This is a genomic window from Dyella solisilvae, from assembly GCF_003351225.1.
Taxonomy (GTDB): Bacteria; Pseudomonadota; Gammaproteobacteria; order Xanthomonadales; family Rhodanobacteraceae; genus Dyella; species Dyella solisilvae.
This window is the reverse complement of the sequence record NZ_QQSY01000001.1, coordinates 730,404-755,078: the sequence shown is the minus strand read 5'-3', so window position 1 is coordinate 755,078 and position 24,675 is coordinate 730,404. Positions and strand designations below refer to the sequence as shown.

The window sequence follows — 24,675 nt, the reverse complement described above, 5'->3', positions numbered from 1 at the left end:
CGCCTCGGTGTGTTGTTTCGGTGTGAGACGCTCGCGGCGTTCCAGGGGCCGTAGGGGCGACCGTGCCGCCATGGCTCCTGCTGGGGCGCACGTGTCATTTCACGGCGCGTTTGTTTCCATCACGCAGTCGTCAGTGAAAGACACTGGCTGCCGTGATGGTTTGCTGGCTTGCAGGCGTGGTTCGAGCGGCCGGATCGCCAGCCGCTCGCCCAGCCATTTCCCTCAGTGCTCGTTGACCTGCAACTTCTCGACCAGCAGGTTGAGCTTGCCCTTCATGGTCTCCTCCGGCCGCGGTCCGTCCACGCCGTAGTAGGCGGTGTACAGCACGCCCGGCTTGGCATCGGCGGCGACTTGCGTGCTGCCGACCGTGCCGATGTAGGTCATGTCATTTTCGCTGTAAGGCACGCCGTCGTCGGGATGATCGCGGCGGAGAATCTTGCCCCAGTAATTGCGAAAACTGTCGTCGAGATCGTCGGAGGGCGCGATGTGGCGGTTGAAGCCGATCTTTTCCGCGTTCTCGATATTGGACTTCACCACCACGTTGGAGACGTCCCACACCACCTTGCCGTGGTCTTCGAAGTAGGACATGCCGAGCACCAGCTGACTGTCCTGGTCGATCTTCTGCAATTGTGGGGTATAGGCAAACGAGAGGCGCCTGGACTGGTAGTGGAAGTCGCTGCCGTAATCGAAATGGATGGCGATGTCGGAAAGCGCCGCGGGCAGCAGCGCGGTGTTGGCGAGGTACTCCTTCCATTGCGCGAGCGTGCCGCTGTAGGAGACATACACGTAATCGGTGAGCGCCTGCAGGTCACCGGCCTCCTCGTGGGCATGCCGGGTGGTGGCCACCCGCACCATCGCCGCATAGCCGTCCGGAACCGGCAGCAGGAAAGCGATCATTTCGGAGTTGTCATACGCCATCGGCCACACGCGCACCTGCCAGTGGCGCTGGTAGCGGTCGGTGAACATGCGCTGCTCGGACGGCTGGCCGAGCGAAGTGATGCGGACCTGCTCGGACGCAACGCGCCGCTGCATCGGGGCGCCCTTGAGCAACAGGTCCATGAACAGCTTCGGATCGTTGTAGAGCTGCTTGCTGGAGACGTCGTCCGGCTTGCGCAGGTGGAACATGATCTGGTTGCCCACCATCGCCTTGGATACATAGCCGTTGTGCGGCAGCGTGCCCTTGCTCTCGCTGGCGGCGGCGATGATCCAGGTGCCGGTATTGCTGCGATGGAGCAGCGAGGGGAAGGGGCTGAGGGTGGAGCCGCTGTGCAGCAGGCGGCTGGAGCCATCGCCTTGCGGAAACAGCGTCGCCGCGTTTTCCGCCAGCAGGTCATGCAGCTGCTGGTCGACGTTGGCGTCGTAGAGCTTCTGGAGGGTGGCGCTGAAGTCCGCGAAGCTCTTGGGCAGCGGGAACTGTGCCTGGAAGCGGCCGGGATGCTTGTTGTCGATCACGTCCAGCTGGTACACGCCGCGCGTGTCCGCCACCGCGAGGTTGGCCGGCGCCTTGAGCACCAGGTCGATGGGCAGGGCGTAGTTGAGGTTTTCGTCCGGTGACTTCATCAGCACCAGGCCGATCACCTTGCCGTCCTTGTCCAGCAGCGGGCCGCCGCTGTTGCCGGGCGACGCGGCGGCGGAGAAGCGCATCCACTTCCAGCGGCCGTCCTCTTCCTCCGGCGTCTGCGAGGTGTACAGGCCGTCGCGAATCACGATGCCGGTGCCCAGCGCATTGCCCACGGCGTAGACCACGTCGTTCATGGTCGGCTGGGTGTTCACCTCGAGCGGCGCGACCTTCGGCGGATCCTTCAGGGTGAATTCGACGAAATCTTCCTGCAGCGAGAAGCGGGTGATCTTGTCGATGGCGTACACGTGGCCGTTGGCGTCGCGCACGGCGGGCTCGCCCATCAGGTTGTCGATGCCAATGGAGAGCACGTGGCCGGCGGTGATGTAGCGGTTCTCGCCCACGGCGAAGGCCGTGCCCACCGAGTAGTACTTGTCGTTGCGCTGCTGGAACGGCAGCAGGTCCATCGGCAAGGGCTTTTCGTAGGTGAGCGGATCGTTGACCGGTTTGGGGATCACCACTTCGAAGGTGGCGCCCTGCACGCGCGGAAGCACGGCAGGATCGAGCGTGGCGGCGCCGGCGGCGATCGGCATGGCGAGCGCGAGCCATGCGAACCATGAAGCGAGTGGTCGACGACGTCGCCGTGGAGAAACATCCTGCTGAACTCGGATTGCCCGCTGCTCCATGTTCCGCCCCTGTCTGCTTTTCCAAGGACGCCCGGGTGGCGTCGTACCCTCGGGCTCGCGCCCGATGCCTGTCGAAGTGTAGCGAAGCCGGGCGGGGCCGGAATGGTATGGGCGACGAAGTCATGTCGCCGTCTCGCCTGTGCCCGCGATCGGTCATTCGCCGGATCGCGGAACATGCCCTAAGCTGCAGACATTCGTGCGCCAGGTGCCAGCATGACCCGACCGCTTGCCGCCAGCTTGCTGCAATTGCCGCCCGGCCCCTGGGTCACGGTGCTCGACGCCCTGTGCGCGCACTTCCCGCGGATCGACCGCGGCCAGTGGGAAAGCCGCTTCGCGCGAGGCCTGGTGGAGGACGAGGCGGGGTCGCCGCTGACCGCGGACGCGCCCTATCGGGTGGGGCTGGGCGTGCGCTACTTCCGAGAGGTGATCGACGAGCAACCGATTCCCTTCCGCGAAACCCTGCTGCACGTCGATCAGCACCTGGTGGTGGTGGACAAGCCGCACTTCCTGCCGGTGACGCCTGCCGGCGGCTTCGTGGAGGAAACCGTACTGGCGCGGCTCACCCGCCACCTGGGCAATCCGGCGTTGGCGCCGCTGCACCGGATCGACCGGCATACGGCAGGTCTGGTGCTGTTTTCGGCCAATCCGGACAGCCGGGCGGCGTACCAGGCGCTGTTCCGCGAGCGACGCATCGACAAGGGCTACGAAGCCTGGGCGGCGCCGCTGCCGGCGCTGGACTTTCCGCATGTGCGACGCTCGCGCATCGAGCCGGGCGAACCGTTTTTCCGCATGCGCGAAGCCGAAGGCGTGGCCAACAGCGAGACCTGGATCGACCCGATCGAGCGCACAGAGCAGTGCTGGCGTTATGCCCTGCGACCGGTCACCGGGCGCAAGCACCAGTTGCGCGTGCACATGGCCGGGCTTGGCGCGCCGATCCTGCACGATCCGTTCTATCCCGAGCTGTCCGAGCAGGCGCCCGACGACCCCGCGCGGCCGTTGCAACTGCTGGCGCGGCGGCTGGCCTTCATCGATCCGCTCAGTGGCAGGCCCCGCGAGTTCGTCAGCGAGTTGTCCTTGCTGTCGCCTCCGTGATCGCGCAGGGCGGGACGTCGCGCGCGCCGGACCGCTAAAATGCGCACCAATCCCTAGCTGACGGGCTGCCCGTGATGTCTGCCGTGTTCTCCGTTGCTGCCGACGATGCAGTGCTGGAGGCTTTGTTCGTGCCGTTCGAAACGGGTGCGCTGGCGCTGCCCGCCGACGGACGCGTGTTGTTCATGCGCGCGCGCGATGGATTCCGTCTGCGTGAGATGGCCCGTCCCGGCTGGGCGTGTGCGCAAAGCTTCAAGCCGTTCGCCGACGCGTTGCAGCGCAGCGGCTTGTCGCTGGCGGGCGATGACGATGCATCCCGCTACCCGCTGGTGCTGGTGTTGCCGCCACGGCAGCGCGACGAAGCGCGGGCGTTGTTCGCCCAGGCGGTGCGCCGCACGGCGCCCCGTGGTGTGGTGCTGGCGGCGATGCCCAACGCCGAGGGCGCCAAGTCCGGCGAGTCGGACCTTGCCCGGCTGGCGGGGCCGCTGCAGCAACTGTCCAAGCACAAATGCCGCGTGTTCTGGGCGACCCCTGGCGAGGCGGTCGACAACGAGCTGCTGGACGCATGGAGCGCGCTCGACGAACCCCGCCGCAATGCGGCGGGCTACATGAGCCGGGCGGGCCTGTTCGCCTGGGATCGCGTGGATGCCGCTTCCGCCTTGCTTGCGGCGCATCTGTCGGTCGATCTGGGCGGGCGCGTGGCCGACCTTGGCGCGGGCTACGGTTATCTGTCCGCCCAGGTGCTGGCGCGCTGCCCGGCGGTGACCTCGATCGACCTGTACGAGGCTGAGGCGCGGGCGCTGGAGCCGGCGCGAATCAATCTGGAGGAGGCGTTGCGGGCGCGCGCCCAGCCGGCGGCGTTCGCGCTGAACTGGCACGACGTCACCCAGGGTCTGTCGCAGCGCTACGACGCCATTGTCAGCAACCCGCCGTTTCACCAGGGGCGCGCCGACCTGCCGGAGCTGGGGCGCGCCTTCATCGCCAATGCCGCCCATGCGCTGTTGCCGCACGGCCGGCTGTGGCTGGTGGCGAACCGGCATCTTCCCTACGAGGCCACGCTGGCCTCACGTTTCAATGAGGTACGTACCGTGGTGACGCAGGATGGATTCAAGGTGATCGAGTCCCGCGGAGTACGCGCATGAAACTGGTCAAGCTGATCGCCAACCTGGGTTATGGCAGCCGCAAGGACGTGGCGTTGATGTTTCGCGAAGGTCGCATCACCGACCCCGATGGCGAGGTGCTGTATGCGGACGACAAGGTGTCCCACGAGCACATCCGCGTCGACGACGAGCCGCTGGATCCGCCGGCCGGGCTCCTGCTGATGATGAACAAGCCGCTGGGCGCGACCTGCTCACGCAAGGACACGGGCCGCGTCGTGTACGACCTGCTGCCGCCGCGCTATCGCCTGCGCGACCCGGCACTGTCCACGGTGGGGCGGCTCGATCGAGACACCTCCGGCCTGTTGCTGTTCACCGACGACGGAGCGTTGCTGCACCGGATCATTTCGCCGCGCGCGCAGGTGGCCAAGGTCTACGAGGCCACGCTGGCGCGTGATCTGAACGGCGACGAGGGGGCGCTGTTCGCCAGCGGCACGCTGATGCTGGAATCCGAGCGCGAACCACTGGAACCGGCCGTGCTCGACGTGCTAGGCCCCCGTCACGCGCGGCTGATCGTCACCGAAGGGCGCTACCATCAGGTGCGGAGGATGTTCGCCGCGGCGGGCAACCACGTGGAAACGCTGACGCGCGTCGCCATTGGTGGACTGACGCTGGGCGAGCTGCCGGCCGGGCAGTGGCGCGCACTGGCGGCGGAAGAGGTCGCGCAGGTCTTCAGCGCGCCTCCGGCCGTCTGAAGGCAGCGCTCAGTCGACCGCGACGATGCGTCGGCGGGCGAGCTCGTCTTCCCGGCGCGATTGCGCGCCAGGCTGCCAGGAAACCAGCTGGGAACAGCTGTGGTCCTGTGAATCTTTTTGTGAGGCGTCCTGCGTGTCCCGATGGGAGAGCATCCCTGCTACTAGCTGCATTCCGCGCTCGAAGGCGGAACGGGCAAGAAGCATGTGCATGAATTTACTCCGGGCTACCCCTGCGTTAGCCACTGGAGCGCACTAAACCACGTTCACGAGCGGTGCACAAATGCCAATCGGTACTGAACAGCGTTACAAATCATTACGCGAAGCTGTCGCAAATTACATAAGACGTTAGCGTTAGAAATAACGGGTTTGCCGCAGAAATCTGCAGTCTCGACGTGCTATCAGGATGGCCTCGTAACACCATCTCTTAAAAAAGCTTTTCTAACGCATGCGTTCGATGCCCTTCGACAATTCGTTCATTCGCGAGCTTCCCGGCGATCCGGACCGGGGCATCTGGCAACGCCCTGTGCTGGGTGCGGCTTTTTCGCGCGTGACGCCCACGCCGGTCGCCGCGCCACGGGTGGTGGCCTGGTCGCGTGAAATGGCCGCGCGGCTCGGCCTGGATGAGACCGACGTGGCCAGCCCCGAGTTCGCCTCGGTTTTCGGCGGCAATGCGCTGCTGGACGGCATGGAACCCTGGGCGGCGAACTATGGCGGGCATCAGTTCGGCGTGTGGGCGGACCAGTTGGGCGACGGGCGGGCGATCTCGCTGGGCGAGCTGCTGAATGCCGCCGGTGAGCGCTGGGAATTGCAGTTGAAGGGCGCGGGGCGCACGCCTTATTCGCGCGGCGCGGATGGTCGTGCGGTGCTGCGCTCATCCATCCGCGAGTTCCTGTGCAGCGAGGCGATGCATCACCTGGGCGTGCCGACCACGCGCGCGCTCTGTCTGGTGGTGACTGGCGATCTGGTCGTGCGCGACATGTTCTATGACGGGCATCCCGAGGAAGAGCCCGGCGCCATCGTGTGCCGCGTGGCGCCGTCATTCATCCGCTTCGGCAACTTCGAGCTGCCCGCGGCCCGCGGCGACATCGCGCTGCTGAAGCAACTGGTCGACTACACCATCGCCCGTGACTATCCCGCACTGGAGGGCCAAGGCGAGGCCTTGTATGCCGAATGGTTTGCCCAGGTGTGCGAGCGCACGGCGGTGATGGTGGCGCACTGGATGCGCGTGGGCTTCGTGCACGGCGTGATGAACACCGACAACATGTCCATCCTCGGGCTCACCATCGACTATGGTCCCTATGGTTGGGTCGACAACTTCGATCCCGACTGGACGCCCAACACCACCGACGCTGGCCAGCGTCGCTACCGCTTTGGCCAGCAACCCAACGTGGCCTGGTGGAACCTGAGCCGGCTGGCCATGGCCCTGTCGCCGTTGTTCAGCGGAACCGAGCTGTTGCAGGCGGGACTGGACCGTTATGCGGCGACGTATGCCCAGGCGGATCGCAGCGACATCGCCGCCAAGCTGGGCCTCGCCGAGTGCCAGGATGACGATGTCACGCTGATGCGCGACCTGCATGTCCTGCTGGCCGAGGCCGAGGTCGACATGACGCTGTTCTTCCGCGCGCTGGGTGAACTCGATTCGGCGGCGCTGGAGTTCGAGCCGTTGCGCGAATCCTTCTACGACGAAGGCAAGCGAGTGCAGTCCGAGCCGGCCTTTCAAGCCTGGTTGGCGCGGTATGCGTCGCGCCTGTCCGCCGACCCGCTGAGCGCCGATCAGCGGCGTACGCGCATGCGCGCCGCCAACCCGTGCTACGTGCTGCGCAACTACCTGGCGCAGGAGGCGATCGATCGCGCCACGCAGGGTGACTACGCGGGCATCGACGAACTTTTTGAGGTCATGCGGCGCCCGTACGACGAGCAGCCCGGACGCGAGCGCTTTGCGCGCAAGCGTCCGGATTGGGCCGTGCACAAGGCGGGATGTTCGATGCTCTCTTGCAGTTCCTGAGCGTCAGGCGAGCGCGCCGGCGAGGAACTGCCGCAGCTGGGCCGGATTGAGCGCGCCAGCCTGGCGCGCGATTTCGCGGCCGCCGCGCAGCACGAGCAGGGTGGGGATGCTGCGGATGCCGAAACGTTGGGCAAGCGCCGGCTGCGCCTCGGTATCCACCTTGGCTAGGCGCAGCTGCGGTTCGAGGCTGCGCGCGGCGTCGCTGAACACCGGCGCGAAGCCGCGGCAGGGGCCGCACCACGGCGCCCAGAAATCCACCACCACGGGCAGGTCGCCACGTCCGGCGATCGCATCGAAGTTGGCGGTGGTCAGGGTTACCGGCGCGCCCTCGAACAAGTGCTGCTTGCACCGGCCACACACGGGCGCCTCGCCCAGCCGTTCGGACGGTACGCGATTGAGCGCGCCGCAATGGGGGCAGGGAACGTCCAGGGTGGTGGACATGGCGGGCTCCGTCGGTAAAGACTCGATGGCCGCAGAGATGGTGTCCGCGGCAGCGTCGCACAAGGTTGCCGGCTTACCTGGAGCGCCCTGATGAAGCGAAGCGGTGCGTTGCGCGCAGCCCTCCTGCTCGGCGCCTGCTGGACCTTGCCCAACAGCCTGCTGGGCCTGCTGGCCGGCCTGGCCTGCCTGGCCTGGGGCGCACGTCCGCAGTGGCGTCAGCGGGAATGCGCATTGGTGTTCCGACGCGTGCCCTGGCCCGGTCCGGGAGGCGCGCTCACCCTGGGCAACGTGATCCTGCACACCGGCGACGAACTGGATACGCCCTGCTACACCTACGCGCATCGCGCCGGGCTGGACGACGAACCACGCATTTCGCTGGCCGACCACGAACGCGCGCACGTGTATCAGTACATGGTGCTGGGGCCGCTGTTCCTGCCGATGTACGCGCTGTGCGGCGGCATCAGCGCGCGCAATCGCTTCGAGCGCGCAGCCGACCACTACGCGCGCCACGGCGCCGGCTGGTGGCCGTGGCGGTCGCGCGGCGACGATGCCGGCTGTGCGCAGAAGGTCAACAGGCGGTAGCCGCGCAGGGGGGGCATGCGCTTTCGCGGGAAAACCTCGCCGTCGCTGCAGGGCTGCCCGTCCAGTTCACGCCAACCGTGCGCGACAGCGCCATCGAGTGGGCCCGTGTCGGGAACATCGCGGCCAGGCGATCGCCGGTGAGCTGCTGGCCTGCCCGACAGCAAGTCGTGGGCAATCGCAGGCGCGTGGCTCCCGGGCAACGCGCTCAGCCGCCTCCGCCGCCGGAATCATTCTTAGGCGGCGGACGCTGCTGCGGGCGCTGGTTGCCACCTTGGCCGGGTGGGCGCTGTCCGCCCTGGCCCGGCGGACGTTGTCCCTCCTGACCCTGCGGCCGTGGTCCGCCCTGGCCCTGCGGATTTGAGCTTCCTGCTGGCCGCGGGCCCTGGTTCGGCGGTCGCTGATTGGGGGGCGGCCGGTTGCCTTGCGGCGGCCGGTTGGTGGGAGGTGGCGGACGGGCGCCATGCGGCGGTTGATAGCCCTGCGGCGGGCGGTAGCCTTGAGGCGGGCGATAACCCTGCGGCGGCTGATAGCCCGGACGTTGCAGAGGCACAGGATGGACCGGTGGCCGCACGGGTGGGCGGGGCGGTGGCCGTGGCATGTACGGACGGTTGTACCAGTACGCCCGGTTCCCGTAGAACGGCCGGTTGCTGTAGTACCTGCCCCAGTAGTCTGCGATCGCAAACGTGACGATCGGTATGCCGATGCTGGCGCCGTAGTCGGTCACGATCACGGGTTGGTTCTGGTAGGTGTACTGCACGAAGGTGCCCGCCACCCAGCCGCGCATGCCCAGGGTCGCCACGTCGCACCAACCCCATCCGGCGGTGCATCCCATGATCGAGACGCTGGTGCCAGCGGGCAGCTGCGCAACAACCGGGAACCCGACATCCGGGCCGGCATAAAGATCCACAAAGGTGGTGACCACGCCGTTGCCGACCTGCCCGAACGCTGGTGTGGACAGGCCGAGGACAGCAATCAGCAGCCATATGAACCGCTTCATCGACGTGCGTTCCTGCAGCTACGACTCGATGAGAGCTCGCGTGACGCGAAGGGGCCGTCAATGAGAGGGGGACTGCACCCGGGCAGTACCGACCATGCGGCGTCGCTGCCACGCGTAGATGGGCAATCCGGCCGCCAGCAACACGAGACCCCACAACAATGGCTCTGCTCCAGCGCCGGCCAGCGCCCACAGGCTGAACGCCAGCGCAGCCATGGCGACCAGCCGTCTCAGCCAGTGCGCGCCACGTCCCTCAAGCCGCCACCAGGCCAGCGTGGTCACCAGATACGGCAGTAGGGTCGTGGCGGTGGACAGCAGGATCATGAAGGTGAACAAGGCCACCAGCGATCGGGTGTAGTTGGTGGCGATCAGCGCGCTGGTGAGAGCGCCGCTCACCAGCAGCCCGATCCACGGCGTGCCGTGTCGGTTGATGCGCGCGAATGCGCGGGGAAACAGGCCATCCTGCGCGGTGGCCAGGGTGGTCTGCGAGACCAGCAACACCCAGCCGTTGAGTGTGCCGAAGCAGGACACTGCCGCCACGACCGCCAGCGCGACGCCGGCCTGCGGTCCCCATACCTGCGTGGCCGCCGCGGCCATGGGCGCGGCGGACGTGGCAAGCGCGCCGCCAGGCAGCAATCCGATTACGACAGTGCAGGTCAGCATGGTGGCCAGGCCTGCGACGAGCGTGCCTATCACCGTGGCGCGCGGCACGGTGCGCTGCGGGTCGATCACCACGCCCGTTGGCACCGTGGCCGTCTCCAGTCCCAGCATCGCCCACAGGGCGAGCGTGGCCGTGGACAGCGCCACCTGCGGCAGTGGCATGCCGCTCGGATTGAACGGTCGGTAGGCGCCGGCGTGCAGCGCAGCCAGGCCCAGCACGCCGAATACCAGCAGCGGGACCAGCTTGAGCAGGGTGGTCAGCACAGCGACGCGACCGGCCTCGCGCACGCCGCTGAGCGTGATGCCGTTGCACAGCCACAGTGCGCCGAGCGCACACAGCCCGCTGCGCAGCGGTGTGGCCGTAGCCGCTGGCCAGAGCGCGCCGAGACTGCCGGTGAAGGCCACCGCGATCGCCGCGTTGGCCGACCACGTGCACACCCAGTAACTCCAGGCCACCAGAAAGCCGACGCCGTCGCCGAAGGCGCGTCGCGCATAGGCGTAGGGGCCGCCATGGTTCGGAATGCTGCGCGCCAGCCACGCAAACACCATCGCCAGCGCCAGCGCGCCTCCCACGCTGATGCCCCAGCCGAGCAGGCTGGCTGCGCCGAATGGCGCCATCGCCGCCGGCAACACGAAGATGCCCGAGCCGATCATGTTGCCGATCACCAATGCGATCAGCGTCCACAAACCAATCACCCGCGGGGGCGTGCTCATGCGTCGGCGAGCGCCTCGCGGTAGCCGCGGCGCACCAGCTCATGAAAGTGGTGCACGGCGTTCTCGCGCAGCGGATTCAGCCTTCCGGCTTCGTACGAACCGGAGGCGAGGCCACGCTGCACATCCTCGCAGATGGTCACGTCCTCATCCTGCACTTCGTCGCTGAATTCCACGTCCCTGGCGCGCCGCGCCTGCGCTTCGTCGCTGTGGTCCGGCCGGTAGTAGAAGTCGAACTCCACGCGGCAGCGATCCACGCCGAGCGGCAACACGCGATTGGTCTGCAGGCGGCCGGGCAGGATGTTGAGCATGGTGTTGGGATGGATGAAGTAGTACAGCGCCTCGCCGCTGCCGTAGAGGTCGCTGGCGCTTTCCAGCGGGCTGTACTGGAACGAATACCACTGCGCCGTCTCGGTGATGTAGCTGCGGTAGTCCAGCAGGCTGTTGAGGCCCGGATGGATGTGCGGCACGTGGTAGCCCTCAAGGTAGTTGTCCACGTACACCTTCCAGTTGCACGCCACGTCGTAGCTGGCGCGGTGATGGAAGACGTAGCCTTCCAGCGAGCGGTCCGCGCCGAGGCGTTCGTCGATGCCGGCCACCAGTTCGGCGAATGGCGGCGCCTCGCCGATGGCGACGAACACCAGTCCCTGCCATACCTGCACGCGCACTTCCGGCAAGCGGATGTCGGAGGGATTGAAGTCAGGCGTGCGGCCCATTTCCGGGGCGCCACGCAGCACGCCATCCAGGCCGTAGGTCCAACCGTGGTAACGGCAGCGCAGCGCCTTGGCGCCGCGGCCGTCGCAGCTCGCGATGGGCCCGGCGCGATGGCGGCACACGTTGTGGAACGCACGAATCGCGCCGTCCTCGCCGCGCACCACCAGCAGAGGCAGGCCGGCGATCTCGGTCACCACGTGGTCGCCCACGCCGGACACCTGCGTCTGGTGGCATACCAGCTGCCAGCTGCGCGCGAAGATCGCGCGCGCATCCCAGGCGGCCATGCGCGGGTCGGTATAGAAGCGGGCGGGCAAAGTGAGGGCGTGATCGAGCGGCTGCGAGGCAAGGGCAGGGGCTTCGAGCAGATCACGCATGGATCAACGTCCGGCAGTGGTTTTGGCCGAGTATGGGTCGGCCCGCCACGGTGCGGGAAGGGGGCTATGCGGCCTGATTTCAGACCAGCACCGCCAGCTGGCCCTGCGCCTCGCATCAGGGCAAACGTCGCGCAAGCTCGGCTGGATCGGGAAGCGGCCAGGAATCGCGGTTTTTCCGGATAAGACTGGTCTGGCGCCGCCTGTCGCCAGTGGGCGAGGCGAGCCTTGCGCAAAGAAGCCGCGGTTGGGCCGCGGCTTCCTTGGAGGGATAAGGATTGCTCAGTGCCCGCTATCTTCGTCTTTCTTGGGTTGCGGATGTGGCGCCTGCTTCTGGCCCTCATGGTGGTCACCCTGAGGCGGACGCTGCACCTGCCCCGAAGGATGGGCGCCTGGACCTTGTACTGGCTGGCCGTGGCCCTCGACGGGCGGTGGTCGGTTGGCGGCGGGCGCCGGCCGGTAGTTGGGCGATGCCGGTCGGTACTCCTGCGCTCGTTCCGGCTGCGGTCGATAGCCAGCAGATGGCATGGGCTGCATGGCTGGAGCATTGGGTTGATGGACGGGAGCCGGCGCCAGGTGAGCCGAAGCCGGCGGCGCGCGATCATGATTGCCGCGGTCTGCCTCCCGCCATCCCGGTGGGCGCGGCGGTGGACGTGACTCGATGGGGTGGCTGTACCAACGATCGCGGTCCCGGTAGAACGGCCGGTCGCGGTAGTAGTGATCCCAGTACGCGCCGATGGCGAACGCCACGATGGGGATGCCGATGCGCGGCCCGTAATCGGCCACGATCACGGGCTGGTCCTCGTAGGTGTACTGCACGAAAGTGCCCGCCACCCAGCCGCGAGTGTCCATGGTGATCACGTCGCACCAGTTCCACCCTTCGAGGCAGCCCTGGATGTCCACGGGCGTGCCCGCAGGCAATCCGGCGACGGCGGGATAACCGACGTCGGGGCCGGCGTACAGGTCGACGTCCGAGGTGATCACGCCGTTGGCGCCCTGCGCCGCGGCCGGGCCCGTCATCGCCAACATGAGCAGAATCGCGCAAGGAAAATTTCTCATCGCAAGTCTCTCGTGGGTATGCGACCCCATGAGACCCCCGGCTGCGAGAACGCGTTGTCAATCCTGTGTAAGCGCGCCGATTGCCCTTCAGGAAGAACAACCGAACGAAAACGCCGCAGCTGTCAGGCGACTTCCGCCAATTGTCCCTGAACGTCGTTGATCGAGTTGCGGATGCGCTGGCTGAAGACCGAGTCCTCGTGATGGATCATCACCAGCCGTTCCGTCGCGCGCGTCATCGCGACGTACAGCAGGCGCGCCTCGTCGGCCTCGTCCTTGCCCGGCTTGGGCAGCGAACCCAGGCCAGGGATGACCACCAGCGGGAACTCCAGCCCCTTGCTGGAGTGCATGGTGACCAGCTTCACCGTGTCATCGACCACGAACAGCGCGCTCTTGCCGTTGCCTTCGGCCAGGCGGCTGGGAATGTTGGCGCGCTGCAATGCCTCGTGCAGTTTTTCGCCTTCCCAGCTGTTGCGGAAAATCACCGCCATGTCCGACAGGTGTCGGCCGCCGGCCTGTTCATCGCGCAGGCGCTGGATGATCGCCGGCAGCTGGTCCTCCTGGCGCTCGACGCGGATCAGCTCCGGCAGGGCGCCGCGGCGGCCGGCGCTCTCCGGCGCAATCAGCGGCACGCTGTCGTCGTCCTCGGGTCGCTCGAACAGCAGTTCGTTGGCGAAGCCGCGCGCCACCGCCAGGATCTCCAGCGTGTTGCGGTAGTTGAGCTTGAGGATGGTGGTGCGGCCTTGCGCCTGCACGCCCAAGCTCTTCCAGCTGAGCTGCTTGCGGCTGGACTGCCCGTAGATGTTCTGCGCGTCGTCGTACAGCACCAGCAGCGAGTTGGTGTTGGGGTCGATCATCTGCACGATCAGCTTGTACCACTCCGGCTCGAAGTCGTGGCCTTCGTCGACCAGCACCGCGCCATACTGGAAACGCGGGATCTGCCCGCTGTCCACGCCGGCGATCACCGCGGGCGGCAGTTGCTCGGCGAAGTGCTTTCCATTGGGCGGCAACGGCACGTGGTACGCCGTGAGCATGCTGCGGCACCACTTGTGGAAGTTGTACACCTGCACTTTGTCGCTCAAACCGCGCTCGCCCATGAGCTGTTCCAGTCGCGCGGCGAGCGTCTTGTTGTAGCAGAGCACCAGGATCGGCTTCGATAGCGCGCGCGCCAGATGCATCGCGCGAAACCCAAGGATCATGGTTTTGCCGGAGCCCGCCACGCCGTGGATGATGCGGTGCTCGTCGCCCAGCGAGCGGGCGAGCAGCTCCTGCTGCGCGTCCATCACCTTGATCAGGTCGGGGATCGCAACCTTTGTGCTGCTTTGCGCCTGCGCGCCGAACAGGCCGAACTGACCCTCGCCGGGTTCCACGCGGATTTCGGGGAACAGGTGCCAGCGCACGCGGTCGATCTGCGGCAGCGTGAGCGCGGTGGGAAACACCTGCGGGAACATCGCCCACAACCGCTCCTGGAAGGCCTCCGGCTCCACCGACTCGAACATCTCGTCCTGGCAGATCACCAGGTGCGAAGGAATCACGGCGTCCAGCTGACCGGCGTCGAACTGCTTGCGGCTGATGTTGGCGAGCACCACGCCATAGCCCCACGGCATCAGCAGCTTGCCCTCGTAGGTGTGGCCGGGCCGGTGGCGCAGCGCCGGGTCCTGCGCCAGCACTTTGTAGACCTCGCTGGCGCAGTCGCGCGCCTGCATCAGCGGGTTGTGCTCCTTCACGCTGCTGTTGCCGGTGAGCAGGGTGAACAGCGTGCGGTCGGCGTGCTGGATGGTCCCGGGCTTCCAGTCCTTCACCTCCAGCACCAGCAGGCCACGGCGCGGGTGGAACACGATGAAGTCGGGGCGGCGTTGGCGCGGCCCGATCGCCACGTCGTACCACAGCAGGTAGTCGTCCTCGAGCTTCTGTTCCAGTCGCTCGGACAGGCGCTTCTCGCCGCCGGTCATGCGCGGCAGGCAGCTGTTGCGGGAAGGAATGAGCGTCGCCACCGTGGCCCCCTGGCGTTCCGATCCGGCGACGTTAGCGGATCGGCGCGGGGTGTCAATCTCGCGGCGTGGCGCGATCGTGTCTTTTCATCGGCGCCACGACGCACTTATGGCTACGGGCCGATACCCTGCCAATGTTGCAGCGACTCGGCCGAGACGCCGACGCGCGCGCAAGCGCGGCTGGCGATGCCGTCGTGCAGGGCCATGCGGAACATCGGCGCCACCGATGCCAGCGCGCGCGCAGCGAGCCGGGCCTGCGCCCGCTGCAGGGGCGAGCGTTCCAGCAATATCTCGGCCCACGCCGGCAACAGCGCCGCGCCGGCTTGCAGGAACACATCGCGTGAAAGTCCAGCGATACGCACCGGCAAGCGCACTCGCGAGAGCACGTCCAGCACCGTGCGCGAGCGGGCGCTGAACACCAGTTCAGATCGCATGCGCCGGAAGTAGGCATGGATCTGCGCCTCCGATGCGGGTACCTCGCGCGCGCCCAGCGCCTCGGCGACACGGCGCACTTCGTCGTAGTAGCGATCAGCCGCGCCCGCCGGCAAGGTGATGCGGCTGTAGCGTCGATAGCCTTGCAGGAAGCTGTACGCCTCGGTGACATGCACCCAGGTCAGAAGGTGAGGATCGTCCGCCGCGTATGGACGTCCATCCTCGGCGACACCACGCACCTGCGCGTGAATGTTCCTCACGCGCTCGATCAAGGCCTGCGCCTGGTCGCGCGGCGCATAGGTGGTGCCGCTGACGAACGACGTCGTGCGGCGCAGGCGGCCGACCAGATCTTCGCGAAAATTGGAGTGATCCCACACGCCGGCCAGCGCCAGCGGATGCAGGGTCTGCAACATCAGTGCGGCGAGGCCGCCAGAGAGCATTCCCGGAAAGTCCGCATGCACGCGCCAGGTGGCGCTGTGCGGACCGAAAATTCCCGGATCGCCCAGCGGCTGGTCGTAGTCGACGTGGCCGCCACCGCCGCGCGGAAACGCACTGAGCACCCAGCGCCGGATCGGTTCACGGGCGGGCAGGGCGAGCAATTGCCAAGGTGTTCGCATGCGCGGAGTGTATCGCTTGGTTGCAAATGCATCCTTTGCACCCGCGAAAAGCCTGTGTTATCTCTAGCGGCCATGATCAACCACACCGCCCGCCAGTATTTTTGGTTTTACGGCTATCCGATGCCGCTGGCGGAGGGTTGGTCTCGAATGTCCTGAACGACACGACACCAGATCCCAAAAGGCCGCCAGCCCAACCACTGGCGGCCTTTTTCTTGGGTCGCGAGTGGAACCCCCGACAGGAGCCCCACCGTGAACCCCTCCACTGACGATTTGCGCATCCGCGCCATCACCACGCTCAGCACGCCGGCCGAGGTGATGCGCGATTGCGTGATGAGCGCGCGCGCCGCCCACACCGTCGCCTCCTCGCGCGAAGCCTTGCATCGCATCCTGGCCGGCCGCGACGACCGCCTGGCGGTGGTGATCGGCCCGTGCTCGATCCATGACACGGCCGCCGCGCTGGAATACGCCGAGCGTCTGGTCGAACTGCGCCTGCGCCATGCGGGCGAACTGGAGATCGTGATGCGCGTGTATTTCGAGAAGCCGCGCACCACGGTGGGATGGAAGGGGCTGATCAACGATCCTGACCTGGATGGCAGTTTCCAGATCGACAAGGGCCTGCGGCTGGCGCGCGGACTGCTGCGTGACATCAACGAGCTTGGCCTGCCGGCGGGTTGCGAATTCCTCGACATGGTCACGCCGCAATACATCGCCGACCTGGTGGCCTGGGGCGCGATCGGCGCACGCACCACCGAGAGCCAGGTGCATCGCGAACTGGCGTCGGGACTGTCCTGCCCGGTGGGCTTCAAGAACGGCACGGACGGCAACGTGAAGATCGCCGTTGACGCCGTGCAGGCCGCATCGCAGCCGCATCATTTCATGGCGGTCACCAAGGAAGGACAGACCGCCATTGCGGCGACGACCGGCAATGAGGATTGCCACGTGATCCTGCGCGGCGGCAAGACGCCCAACTACGATGCCGCGAGTGTCGACGCCGCCTGCTCGGCCATCGCGCGCGCAGGACTGACCGGGCAAGTGATGATCGACGCCAGCCACGCCAACAGCAGCAAGCAGCCGGAAAACCAGCCTCGCGTGATCGACGACATCGCGGTGCAACTGTCGGGCGGCGAGCGTCGCATCGTGGGTGTGATGGTGGAGAGCCATCTGGTCGGCGGCCGGCAGGATCTCGTGCCAGGCGAGCCGTTGCTTTACGGCCAGAGCATCACCGACGGCTGCATCGACTGGGCCGCGTCGGTCGAGGTGCTCGAGCGGCTTGCCGCCGCCGTCCGTTCGCGCCGCGCGGCCGAGCGCGCTGCGGCGCGTCCGGCTCGGTTGGCGTCAGGTTGCTGAGCGTCAGTCCCGGCCTTCGCGGGTGTGGCCGCTGGGATCCACCGCGAGCGTCAGCAGCGCCACCTGCACGCCTTGATCGGCGGACAGCGTGGCCACCGACGTGCTGCCGCGCTGGGTGGCATAGACGTTGTCCTGATCCAGCGTGATGCGCTCCAGGCCATGACGCCCGTAACGTGCGTCCGCCATCGCGGCGAGGCTGGCCGACTCGGGGAAAAACAGTTGCCCGGTGTGCACCACCTGCCCGCCACGGTAATGGCCATCCTGCATCTGGCCGCCCACGTGCAGCTTGAGATGGATGTGGTTGGTGCGCCCGGCGTAATAGCCGGGCCAGATGGTGTGGAAGTCCACGCGTCCGCGCTCATCGGCGATCTGCACGCCGCGCAGGAAGGTGAGCTCGTCGGTGGCGACGCTGCGTGGTGGCGCCCCGCGTCCCGGGCCGCCCATGCCAGGCGGCGGACCCGGCGGCATGCCGCCCGGCGGTGATCCCGGTGGTGGTCCCATGCCACCCGGAGGCGGTCCCGGCGGCGGTGGCCCCATGCCCGGGCCACCCGCGGACATGGCGGTGAATCCGGAGTACAGGCCTTGCGCGTCGCAATGCCAGATTTCCAGCGCCGTTCCGCTCAGCGGCCGGCAGGTGCGGCTGTCGAGAATCTCGAAATGCAGCGCCAGCGGCAGGCCGCTCCTGCCTTCGGTGATGTCCTGGCGCAGCAAGGCGCGGTCCAGGTAGTACGGACCTTCCGTCTGTTCGGGGCTCAGCTTGCACGCGGGGCGTCCATCGGGCAGGGCGCGCGCAACGCGGACGAAGGGCAGGGTGGCGACGCCGCCCAGGCACGCCTGCAAGAAGTGGCGTCGATTCCAGGTGATCTTCACAGCATGTCCTGACGAGGAAAGGGCGCCATGCAGGCATGGCCCGTCTTCGAACGCGCTGGGAAGTCGATGGATGACAGCCGCGCTGATGCTCAGCCTTCGAGCCGCGCGTCGAGCGTGATGCGGGCTTTCAGCACCTTGGAGACAGGGCAGCCTTCCTTGGTGGCCTGCGCGATGCTGTCGAAGGTCGCCACGTCGATGCGCGGCACCACGGCGCGTGAGATGAGCTCAACCGTGGTGATGGCGAAGCCGTCGCCATCCTTGTCGAGCGTCACTACCGCCTTGGTCTCGACGCGCGCAGGTGTGAAGCCGGCTTGCTCGAGCCCCGCGGCGAGCGCCATGGTGTAGCAGCCTGCGTGAGCGGCGCCCAGCAATTCCTCGGGGTTGGTGCCCGGCCCATCCTCGAAGCGCGAATGAAAGCCGTAGGGCGCGTCGTGCAACACGCCGGTGCCTGTGGACACGATGCCCGAGCCTTCCCTGAGGCCACCGGACCAGGCGGCGGAAGCGGTCTTCTTCATGGGTGATCCCCGTGGCGCGGCAGTGCGCTCATGGGCGCCAGTGTGCCGAGGCGCCCATCCATGAAATGCGAATGCCGCGCGGCGCTGCCTTCACGTGCGGTTCGCTGGCGTCTGTTCTACGCTTGCGCGCTTCCACCGCCCGCGTGAGCGTTTCATGTCCGCCGAGATCAACCACAACCCGACAACCCACCGTTTCGAAGTCAAGGTGGATGGTGTTCCCTGCGTGCTCGATTACACGCTGGAGAACGGCGTGATGACCATTACCCATACCATTGTGCCGTCGGCCGTTGGCGGTCGCGGCATCGCCTCCAACCTGGTGCGTACCGCGCTGGACACGGCGCGGTTCGAACACTGGAAGGTGGATCCGGCTTGTTCCTATTCGGAAATCTGGATGAAGCGCCATCCGGAGTATTCGGACCTGCACGTCTGACGCTTCGCCTTCCACCTGGCCTGCCATGGGCCGATAGCGATTAAGATGGCCGGGCCCGCCGCCGGGTCATCGGAGTGATCGCCTTGACGATGTGTCGTACGCCGGCATGAACGTGCCGAACGGAAAGCTACCGGCGCCCGCCGGTTCCAGCAAAAATCGCCCCCTTCGGTTCCCCGGCCTGCGCGCGCGGCCACGCATGGCCATGTCCGCCGTGGTGTTCCTGATCGTCGGGCTGACCTTGTGGCAGGGTTGGCATCTGAAGCCGGCCAAGGCCCTGCTGCTGGGCTTCGACCTGGGCGCGTTGATCTACTTGATGACGCTCGCGCTGCTGTTCAATCGCACCTCCACGCCCGAGCTGATGCGCGACCAGGCTCGAAGGCAGGACACCGGGCGCTGGGGCGTGTTGTGGACAGGCCTGGCGCTCACCGCGGTGGTGGCGTTGGCGTTGACCACCGAGCTGGGCGCGGCCAGGAGTGGCGGCGCCCAGGCCCTGCTGGTTTCCGCCGCCAGCATCGTGCTGTCGTGGCTGTTCCTCAACGTGATGTTCGCGCTGCACTACGCGCACGGCTACTACGGTGACTTCGGCCAGAAGCACGAGGGGCTGGAGTTCCCCAGCACGCCACAGCCCGACTACTGGGACTTCGCCTATTTCGCGATCGTGATCGGCATGACCTTCCAGGTGTCCGACGTGCAGATCACCAGCCGCTACCTGCGCCGCGTGGCCCTGCTGCACAGCGTGATCGCGTTCTTCTTCAACGTGTTCATCATCGCCATGAGCGTGAATATCGCCGCGGGATTGGCGGGTTAGGCTATCCGCCCGTCACGCCGGCAAAGTCCGCGGCGATGGTGGTTCGCCATCAGTCGCGGAAATTGTCGAACTGCAACGGCAGTTCCACATCGGCCTTGCGCAGCGCCGCCATGGCCAGCTGCAGGTCGTCGCGCTTCTTGCCGGTGACGCGCAGCTTGTCGCCGTTGATCTGGGCCTCGACCTTGAGCTTGGCCTCTTTCAGCGTGGCCACCAGCTTCTTGGCGATCGGCTGCTCGATGCCCTGCTTGACGGTGATCTTCTGGCGCGAGCCGCCGAGGTTGGTTTCCGCATCACCGACATCGAGCGCGCGGATGTCGATCTTCCGCGAGGTCAGGCGGCCGCGAAGGATGTCCAGCATCTGCTCCAGCTGGAATTCGCTGGGCGCGCTCTGGGTGATCACTTCCTTGTCCAGCTCGAATTTCGCGTCCGTGCCCTTGAAGTCGAAGCGGTTGGCCAGCTCGCGGTTGGCCTGGTCCACGGCATTGGTCAGCTCGTGCTTGTCGACTTCGGAGACGACGTCAAAGGAGGGCATGGTGGCGGTCCGTATGCATTTGGAAGGGCCGAGTTTAAGCGATATGGCGCCGGCTGTCGGATAATGCGCGACTTGCGAGACCTGGAGCAGGCCGAGATGGTGGTGGGCGCGTGAAAGTGGATGTACTGATCATTGGCGCCGGCGCCGCCGGGCTGATGTGCGCGATCACCGCCGGCCAGCGCGGGCGCGACGTGCTGGTGGTCGACCATGCCAACAAGGTCGGCAAGAAGATCCTGATGTCCGGCGGTGGGCGCTGCAATTTCACCAATCTTGGCGTGACGCCCGGCTGCTATCTCTCGGCCAACCCGCACTTCGCCAAGTCGGCGTTGGCGCGCTACACGCCGTGGGACTTCATCGCGATGGTGGAGAAACACCGCATCGCCTACCACGAGAAGGAACTGGGCCAGCTGTTCTGCGATGAATCGTCCAAGCTGATCGTACGCATGCTGATGGATGAATGCGCGCAGGCCGGCGTGCGTGTCGAGGCCAACTGCGGTGTCGATCGCGTGCGCAAGACGGACGAGGGGTTCAGCGTGCACACCGCACGCGGCGAAGTGCACGCGCAGTCGCTGGTGGTGGCGACGGGCGGCCTGTCCATTCCCAGCATGGGCGCCACCGGCCTGGGCTATGAGCTGGCGCGCCAGTTCGGCCACAACGTGTTGCCGACGCGGGCAGGACTGGCGCCGTTGACGTTGAGCGGCAAGCACCAGGAGCGCTACGAGGACCTGGCCGGCGTGGCCTTGCCCATGGTCGAGGCGCGCGTGGGGAAGCGCTCTTTCCGCGCCGGCATGCTGTTCACCCATCGGGGCATCAGCGGCCCGGCGATCCTGCAGATCTCTTCCTATTGGCAGCCGGGAGACGACCTGCGCATCGACCTGCTCCCCGACATGGACGCCGGCGCCTGGCTGCAGGCGCAGCGTGGTTCCCGTCCGGCGGCCGAATTGAAGAACGTGCTGGCTGATGCACTGCCGCGGCGCCTGGCTCAGCGCCTGTGCGAGCTGTGGTTTGACAGCCGCCCGATGCGCCAGTACCGCGAGGCGGAACTTGCCGCCATCGGCGGACAACTGCACGACTGGCCGATCGTCGCCAGCGGCACCGAGGGGTACCGTACCGCCGAGGTAACCCTGGGTGGTGTCGACACCGACGGGCTGTCCTCCTCCACCATGCAGTCGAAGCTGACGCCGGGGTTGTTCTTCATCGGCGAAGTGGTCGATGTCACCGGCTGGCTGGGCGGCTACAACTTCCAGTGGGCGTGGGCCTCCGGGCACGCCGCGGGCGAAGTCGTCTGAATTCGCGTGGGCTGTACGTGGCGCGTGGTCCACTGCCCGCGCCTCATGTCGAGGAGGATGGACGCATGAAAGTCGGTTTTATCGGCCTCGGCGCGATGGGCAGCGCCATGGCCAGCAACCTGCTCAAGGCCGGCCACGAGGTGACCGTCTGGAACCGCTCCCCGGCGGCCACGGAGCCGCTGGCCTCGCTGGGCGCCAAGGTGGCCAAAAGCGCCGACCGGGCCGTGCTGGGCGATGTGGTGTTCAGCATGCTGGCCAACGACCAGGCGGTGCGCGACGTCTTCCTCACGGACGGCCTGCTCGATGCGATGGACAAGGGCATGGTGCACGTCAACCACGCCACCATCTCCGTCGCGCTGGCGCGGGAGATCGCGGCCGAACACGCGCAGCGCGGGTTGGAATACGTGGCCGCCCCCGTCTTTGGACGCCCCGATGCCGCCGCCGCGGGCAGGCTCAATATCCTCGCGGCCGGCAAGCCCGCGGTGGTTGCGCGCGTGCACCCCTTGCTGGAAGCGATGGGCAGTCGCGTATGGCCGCTGGGCAACGCGCCCGAACGCGCCAACGTGGTGAAGATTGCCGGCAACTTCATGATCTGCGCCGCCATCGAGAGCATGGCCGAGGCCTCGGCGCTGGCGCGGGCGCACGGCGTCGGCGCCGCCGACTTCCTCGAAGTGATGACGGGTTCGCTGTTCGCCGCGCCGGCCTATCAGGGTTACGCGAAGCTGATTGCCGAACAGCGCTACAGCCCGGCCGGATTCGCGTTGCCGCTCGGCTACAAGGACATCGGGCTGGCGCTCAGCGCCGCCGACGCCACGCGCGTCCCGCTACCGCTGGCCGGCCTGCTGCGCGACAACCTGCTGGAGGCGTTGTCGTCCGGCGTCGAGGACGTGGACTGGGCGATCCTGGCGCAGGTGGCCGCGCGCCGCGCGCACCTGGACGAACGCGGACTCTGACACGGCAGGAAGTCGCACTCCTGCGCGGAATGCCCGGCTTTTAGCGCGCCTGTCGGCGTCGCGTCAGCCAGCGGTCCAACTGATTGGCGAAGGCCTGCTTGTCGCGGGGATGGAAGGCGGCGGGGCCACCGGTGTCGATGCCGGCGCCACGCAGCTCGTCCATGAAATTGCGCATGCCAAGACGCTGCGCGATGGTGTCGGCCGTGTACAGCTCGCCGCGTGGATGCATGGCCAGGGCGCCCTTGGCGATCACGGCGGCGGCGAGCGGAATGTCCTGGGTCACCACGAGGTCATCGGCGCTCACCCGATCCACGATCTCGTTGTCGGCCACGTCGAAGCCGCCAGGGACCTGGATCGCACGTACAAAGCGCGAGGGCGGCGTGCGCAGCCACTGGTTGGCCACCAGGGTGACCTGCACCTGCTCGCGATCGGCGGCGCGGAACAACACTTCCTTGATCGCGGCCGGGCAGGCGTCGGCATCCACCCAGATTTGTGCGGCCGGGTTCACGCCGCGCCGTTCCAGTGGAGGGCGCCGTCGATGATGGTGTTGGTATGGCCACCGATCCACACCGTGCTGCCGTCGATGCGCACGCTGAGGCTGGCGTCGTGGCCAATTTCGCGACCCTGGCTCACCGTGTAGCCGCGGGCCAGCGGGCCATGCGGCTCGGCATGGGCGATGTAGGCGGCGATCAGGCCGTTGGCCGCGCCGGAGGCGGGATCCTCGATGATGCCCACGCCGGAGGGGAAGGCTCGCACCACCAGTTGGTAGTCGGGATGGGCGCTGCGCGCGAACACGCACAGGCCCAGGCTGTTGGTGGCGTGCGCCAGCGCGCCAATCGCCGAATGGTCCGGCTGCCATTGGCGCAGGCTTTCCTCGTCCGCGCATTCGGCCAGCCACCAGTGGCGGCCTCCGGCGACGTAGGCCGGCGGCAGCGCGCCCAGCGCGATGCCTGCAAGGGCGTCGTGCAGCAACGGGTGCGCGTCGCGTCCGGTCTTTTCCACCGTAGCGTGGGGCGACTTCAGCAGCAGCCGGCGCGACTCGCCTTCGCCCTCGATGCGGATGGGCAGCACGCCGGCGCCGCATTCCTGCCACAGCACGCCGTCCACCGGTGCGGCCAGCCCGCGCAGCAGCACCGCGTGGGCGCTGCCGATGCTGGGGTGCCCGGCGAACGGAATCTCCTTGTGCGGCGTGAAGATGCGCACGCGGTAGCTGGCGTTCGGCTGGGTCGGCGGCAGCAGGAAGGTGGTCTCGACAAGGTTGGTCCAGCGGGCGAAATCCTGCATGCGGGCGTCGCTCCAACCGGTGGCGTCGGTGACGACGCCAAGGTGATTGCCGCCGCCCGGTGTGGCAGCAAAGACGTCCAGATGCAGATAGCGGATCGACATGGTTTTCAGGTTGGGTTGGCGTGAGGAAGGGCGCGCGAAGTCGCGAATCATAGTGCGGATTGCCCCGTCGTGCCCGGTTTTCCGGACCCGGCGGAGTCGACAACGGCCTCGCGCGAGGCCAAGATGCGGGCTCTTTGTCCTCCCGCATCCGATACGGAAGTCCGCATGATCACCCTGGCCATCATCGCCATCACCTGCGTCGTGTCCTTCATGGCGTTCAACAACGTCCGTCTGATGAACGACCTGATCCTGTGGCCGCCGGCCATTACGCGCAGCCGGGAATACCACCGCCTGGTGACCTACGGGCTGGTCCACGCGGACTTCAACCACCTGCTGTTCAACATGATCACGCTGTTCTTCTTCGGGCGCCTGATGGAGCGGTTCTACACCGCGAGCCTGGGTTCCCTGGGGTTCGCGCTGTTCTACATCGCGGCTCTGGTCGTCTCGATCCTGCCGACCTACCTGAACAACCGTAACAACAGCAACTACCGCAGCCTGGGCGCTTCCGGGGCGGTGTCCGCCGTGCTGTTCTCCTACATCCTGCTCGCCCCGTGGTCACGCATCATCGTGTTCGTGGTGCCGATGCCGGCGATCATCTATGCGGTGCTCTACGTGGCCTATTCGATCTACATGGATCGTCGCGGTCAGGGCAACATCAACCACAGCGCGCATTTGTGGGGCGGGGCGTTCGGCGTCGCCTTCACCTTGCTGGTGCGGCCGGAAGTGTTCTCGTACTTCCTCTCGCAACTGGCGCAACCGCGATTCTGAGCGGCAAAAACAGGCTCC

General features: G+C 67.0%; 25 protein-coding genes. 11 read left to right on the top strand and 14 right to left on the bottom strand.

The window, feature by feature from the left end; genetic code table 11:
• Nucleotides 1–222: 222 nt before the first annotated feature.
• A complete protein-coding gene (locus DVT68_RS03320; RefSeq protein ID WP_233523323.1) occupies nt 223–2,151 on the bottom strand; it encodes a S1 family peptidase in 1,929 nt (642 codons plus the stop codon).
• Nucleotides 2,152–2,457: 306 nt separating this feature from the next.
• Between DVT68_RS03320 and DVT68_RS03315 the strand changes: the two genes are divergently transcribed.
• From DVT68_RS03315 to DVT68_RS03305, 3 genes are all read left to right on the top strand, one after another.
• Nucleotides 2,458–3,336, top strand: coding sequence for a pseudouridine synthase (locus DVT68_RS03315; RefSeq protein WP_114823603.1), 879 nt, complete (start codon nt 2,458–2,460; stop codon nt 3,334–3,336).
• Between the two features lie 74 nt (nt 3,337–3,410).
• Nucleotides 3,411–4,475: a class I SAM-dependent methyltransferase gene (locus tag DVT68_RS03310; protein ID WP_114823602.1), complete on the top strand. Its 1,065-nt coding sequence runs from the start codon at nt 3,411–3,413 to the stop codon at nt 4,473–4,475.
• Nucleotides 4,472–5,185: a pseudouridine synthase gene (locus tag DVT68_RS03305; protein WP_114823601.1), complete on the top strand. Its 714-nt coding sequence runs from the start codon at nt 4,472–4,474 to the stop codon at nt 5,183–5,185. The genes DVT68_RS03310 and DVT68_RS03305 overlap by 4 nt, the downstream gene beginning before the upstream one ends.
• Nucleotides 5,186–5,194: 9 nt before the next feature.
• Here DVT68_RS03305 and DVT68_RS03300 read toward each other — a convergent pair whose 3' ends face one another.
• Nucleotides 5,195–5,395, bottom strand: a complete 201-nt coding sequence (locus tag DVT68_RS03300) for a hypothetical protein (protein WP_114823600.1) — start codon at nt 5,393–5,395, stop codon at nt 5,195–5,197.
• Nucleotides 5,396–5,630: 235 nt separating this feature from the next.
• Here DVT68_RS03300 and DVT68_RS03295 point away from each other — a divergent pair, with 235 nt between their 5' ends.
• Nucleotides 5,631–7,190, top strand: coding sequence for a protein adenylyltransferase SelO (locus tag DVT68_RS03295; RefSeq protein WP_114823599.1), 1,560 nt, complete (start codon nt 5,631–5,633; stop codon nt 7,188–7,190).
• Nucleotides 7,191–7,193: 3 nt separating this feature from the next.
• On the opposite strand, the gene trxC is transcribed toward DVT68_RS03295, so the two are convergent.
• On the bottom strand, nt 7,194–7,631 hold the full coding sequence (gene trxC / locus DVT68_RS03290) for a thioredoxin TrxC (protein ID WP_114823598.1): 438 nt from the start codon (nt 7,629–7,631) through the stop codon (nt 7,194–7,196).
• Between the two features lie 90 nt (nt 7,632–7,721).
• Between trxC and DVT68_RS03285 the strand changes: the two genes are divergently transcribed.
• Nucleotides 7,722–8,213, top strand: coding sequence for a hypothetical protein (locus tag DVT68_RS03285; protein WP_114823597.1), 492 nt, complete (start codon nt 7,722–7,724; stop codon nt 8,211–8,213).
• 205 nt (nt 8,214–8,418) lie between these two features.
• Here DVT68_RS03285 and DVT68_RS03280 read toward each other — a convergent pair whose 3' ends face one another.
• The 6 genes from DVT68_RS03280 to DVT68_RS03255 form a co-directional block, all read right to left on the bottom strand.
• Entirely contained in the window at nt 8,419–9,210 is a 792-nt protein-coding gene (locus tag DVT68_RS03280; protein WP_114823596.1) for an SH3 domain-containing protein, read from the bottom strand.
• A gap of 57 nt (nt 9,211–9,267) precedes the next feature.
• Nucleotides 9,268–10,581, bottom strand: coding sequence for an amino acid permease (locus DVT68_RS03275; RefSeq protein ID WP_114823595.1), 1,314 nt, complete (start codon nt 10,579–10,581; stop codon nt 9,268–9,270).
• Complete coding sequence (locus DVT68_RS03270; RefSeq protein ID WP_114823594.1) at nt 10,578–11,666, bottom strand: aromatic ring-hydroxylating oxygenase subunit alpha; 1,089 nt, start codon at nt 11,664–11,666, stop codon at nt 10,578–10,580. The genes DVT68_RS03275 and DVT68_RS03270 overlap by 4 nt, the downstream gene beginning before the upstream one ends.
• 279 nt (nt 11,667–11,945) lie before the next feature.
• Nucleotides 11,946–12,692: an SH3 domain-containing protein gene (locus DVT68_RS03265; protein ID WP_158543448.1), complete on the bottom strand. Its 747-nt coding sequence runs from the start codon at nt 12,690–12,692 to the stop codon at nt 11,946–11,948.
• A 152-nt stretch (nt 12,693–12,844) separates the two neighbouring features.
• Complete coding sequence (locus DVT68_RS03260; RefSeq protein ID WP_233523322.1) at nt 12,845–14,713, bottom strand: 3'-5' exonuclease; 1,869 nt, start codon at nt 14,711–14,713, stop codon at nt 12,845–12,847.
• A gap of 110 nt (nt 14,714–14,823) precedes the next feature.
• Entirely contained in the window at nt 14,824–15,759 is a 936-nt protein-coding gene (locus DVT68_RS03255; protein ID WP_114823592.1) for an oxygenase MpaB family protein, read from the bottom strand.
• 249 nt (nt 15,760–16,008) lie between these two features.
• Here DVT68_RS03255 and DVT68_RS03250 point away from each other — a divergent pair, with 249 nt between their 5' ends.
• Entirely contained in the window at nt 16,009–17,106 is a 1,098-nt protein-coding gene (locus tag DVT68_RS03250) for a 3-deoxy-7-phosphoheptulonate synthase (protein WP_114823591.1), read from the top strand.
• Nucleotides 17,107–17,109: 3 nt separating this feature from the next.
• On the opposite strand, the gene DVT68_RS20400 is transcribed toward DVT68_RS03250, so the two are convergent.
• Nucleotides 17,110–17,976, bottom strand: coding sequence for a peptidase associated/transthyretin-like domain-containing protein (locus DVT68_RS20400; RefSeq protein WP_158543447.1), 867 nt, complete (start codon nt 17,974–17,976; stop codon nt 17,110–17,112).
• A gap of 89 nt (nt 17,977–18,065) precedes the next feature.
• Nucleotides 18,066–18,491 carry an OsmC family protein gene (locus DVT68_RS03235; protein WP_114823588.1) on the bottom strand — a complete coding sequence of 142 codons (426 nt, stop codon included), beginning with the start codon at nt 18,489–18,491 and terminating at the stop codon, nt 18,066–18,068.
• A 154-nt stretch (nt 18,492–18,645) separates the two neighbouring features.
• On the opposite strand from DVT68_RS03235, the gene DVT68_RS03230 reads away from it, so the two are divergent.
• Nucleotides 18,646–18,921 carry a GNAT family N-acetyltransferase gene (locus tag DVT68_RS03230; protein WP_114823587.1) on the top strand — a complete coding sequence of 92 codons (276 nt, stop codon included), beginning with the start codon at nt 18,646–18,648 and terminating at the stop codon, nt 18,919–18,921.
• Nucleotides 18,922–19,117: 196 nt separating this feature from the next.
• Nucleotides 19,118–19,729 (top strand): DUF1345 domain-containing protein, encoded by a 612-nt coding sequence (locus tag DVT68_RS03225; RefSeq protein WP_114824367.1) that lies wholly within the window; start codon nt 19,118–19,120, stop codon nt 19,727–19,729.
• 49 nt (nt 19,730–19,778) lie between these two features.
• Here the strand turns inward: DVT68_RS03225 and DVT68_RS03220 are convergent, their stop codons facing one another.
• Nucleotides 19,779–20,261, bottom strand: coding sequence for a YajQ family cyclic di-GMP-binding protein (locus DVT68_RS03220; protein WP_114823586.1), 483 nt, complete (start codon nt 20,259–20,261; stop codon nt 19,779–19,781).
• Between the two features lie 110 nt (nt 20,262–20,371).
• On the opposite strand from DVT68_RS03220, the gene DVT68_RS03215 reads away from it, so the two are divergent.
• A complete protein-coding gene (locus DVT68_RS03215) occupies nt 20,372–21,550 on the top strand; it encodes a BaiN/RdsA family NAD(P)/FAD-dependent oxidoreductase (protein WP_114823585.1) in 1,179 nt (392 codons plus the stop codon).
• A gap of 65 nt (nt 21,551–21,615) precedes the next feature.
• Entirely contained in the window at nt 21,616–22,503 is an 888-nt protein-coding gene (locus DVT68_RS03210; RefSeq protein WP_114823584.1) for an NAD(P)-dependent oxidoreductase, read from the top strand.
• Nucleotides 22,504–22,543: 40 nt separating this feature from the next.
• On the opposite strand, the gene DVT68_RS03205 is transcribed toward DVT68_RS03210, so the two are convergent.
• Together DVT68_RS03205 and DVT68_RS03200 are read right to left on the bottom strand one after the other, a co-directional pair.
• The gene (locus tag DVT68_RS03205; RefSeq protein WP_114823583.1) at nt 22,544–23,011 is read right to left on the bottom strand and encodes a YaiI/YqxD family protein; all 468 of its coding nucleotides are present in this window, start codon (nt 23,009–23,011) and stop codon (nt 22,544–22,546) included.
• Entirely contained in the window at nt 23,008–23,889 is an 882-nt protein-coding gene (locus DVT68_RS03200) for a PhzF family phenazine biosynthesis protein (RefSeq protein ID WP_114824366.1), read from the bottom strand. Before DVT68_RS03200 ends, DVT68_RS03205 begins: the two co-directional genes overlap by 4 nt.
• Before the next feature lie 165 nt (nt 23,890–24,054).
• Here DVT68_RS03200 and DVT68_RS03195 point away from each other — a divergent pair, with 165 nt between their 5' ends.
• Entirely contained in the window at nt 24,055–24,657 is a 603-nt protein-coding gene (locus DVT68_RS03195; protein ID WP_114823582.1) for a rhomboid family intramembrane serine protease, read from the top strand.
• The last annotated feature ends 18 nt before the right edge of the window (nt 24,658–24,675 follow it).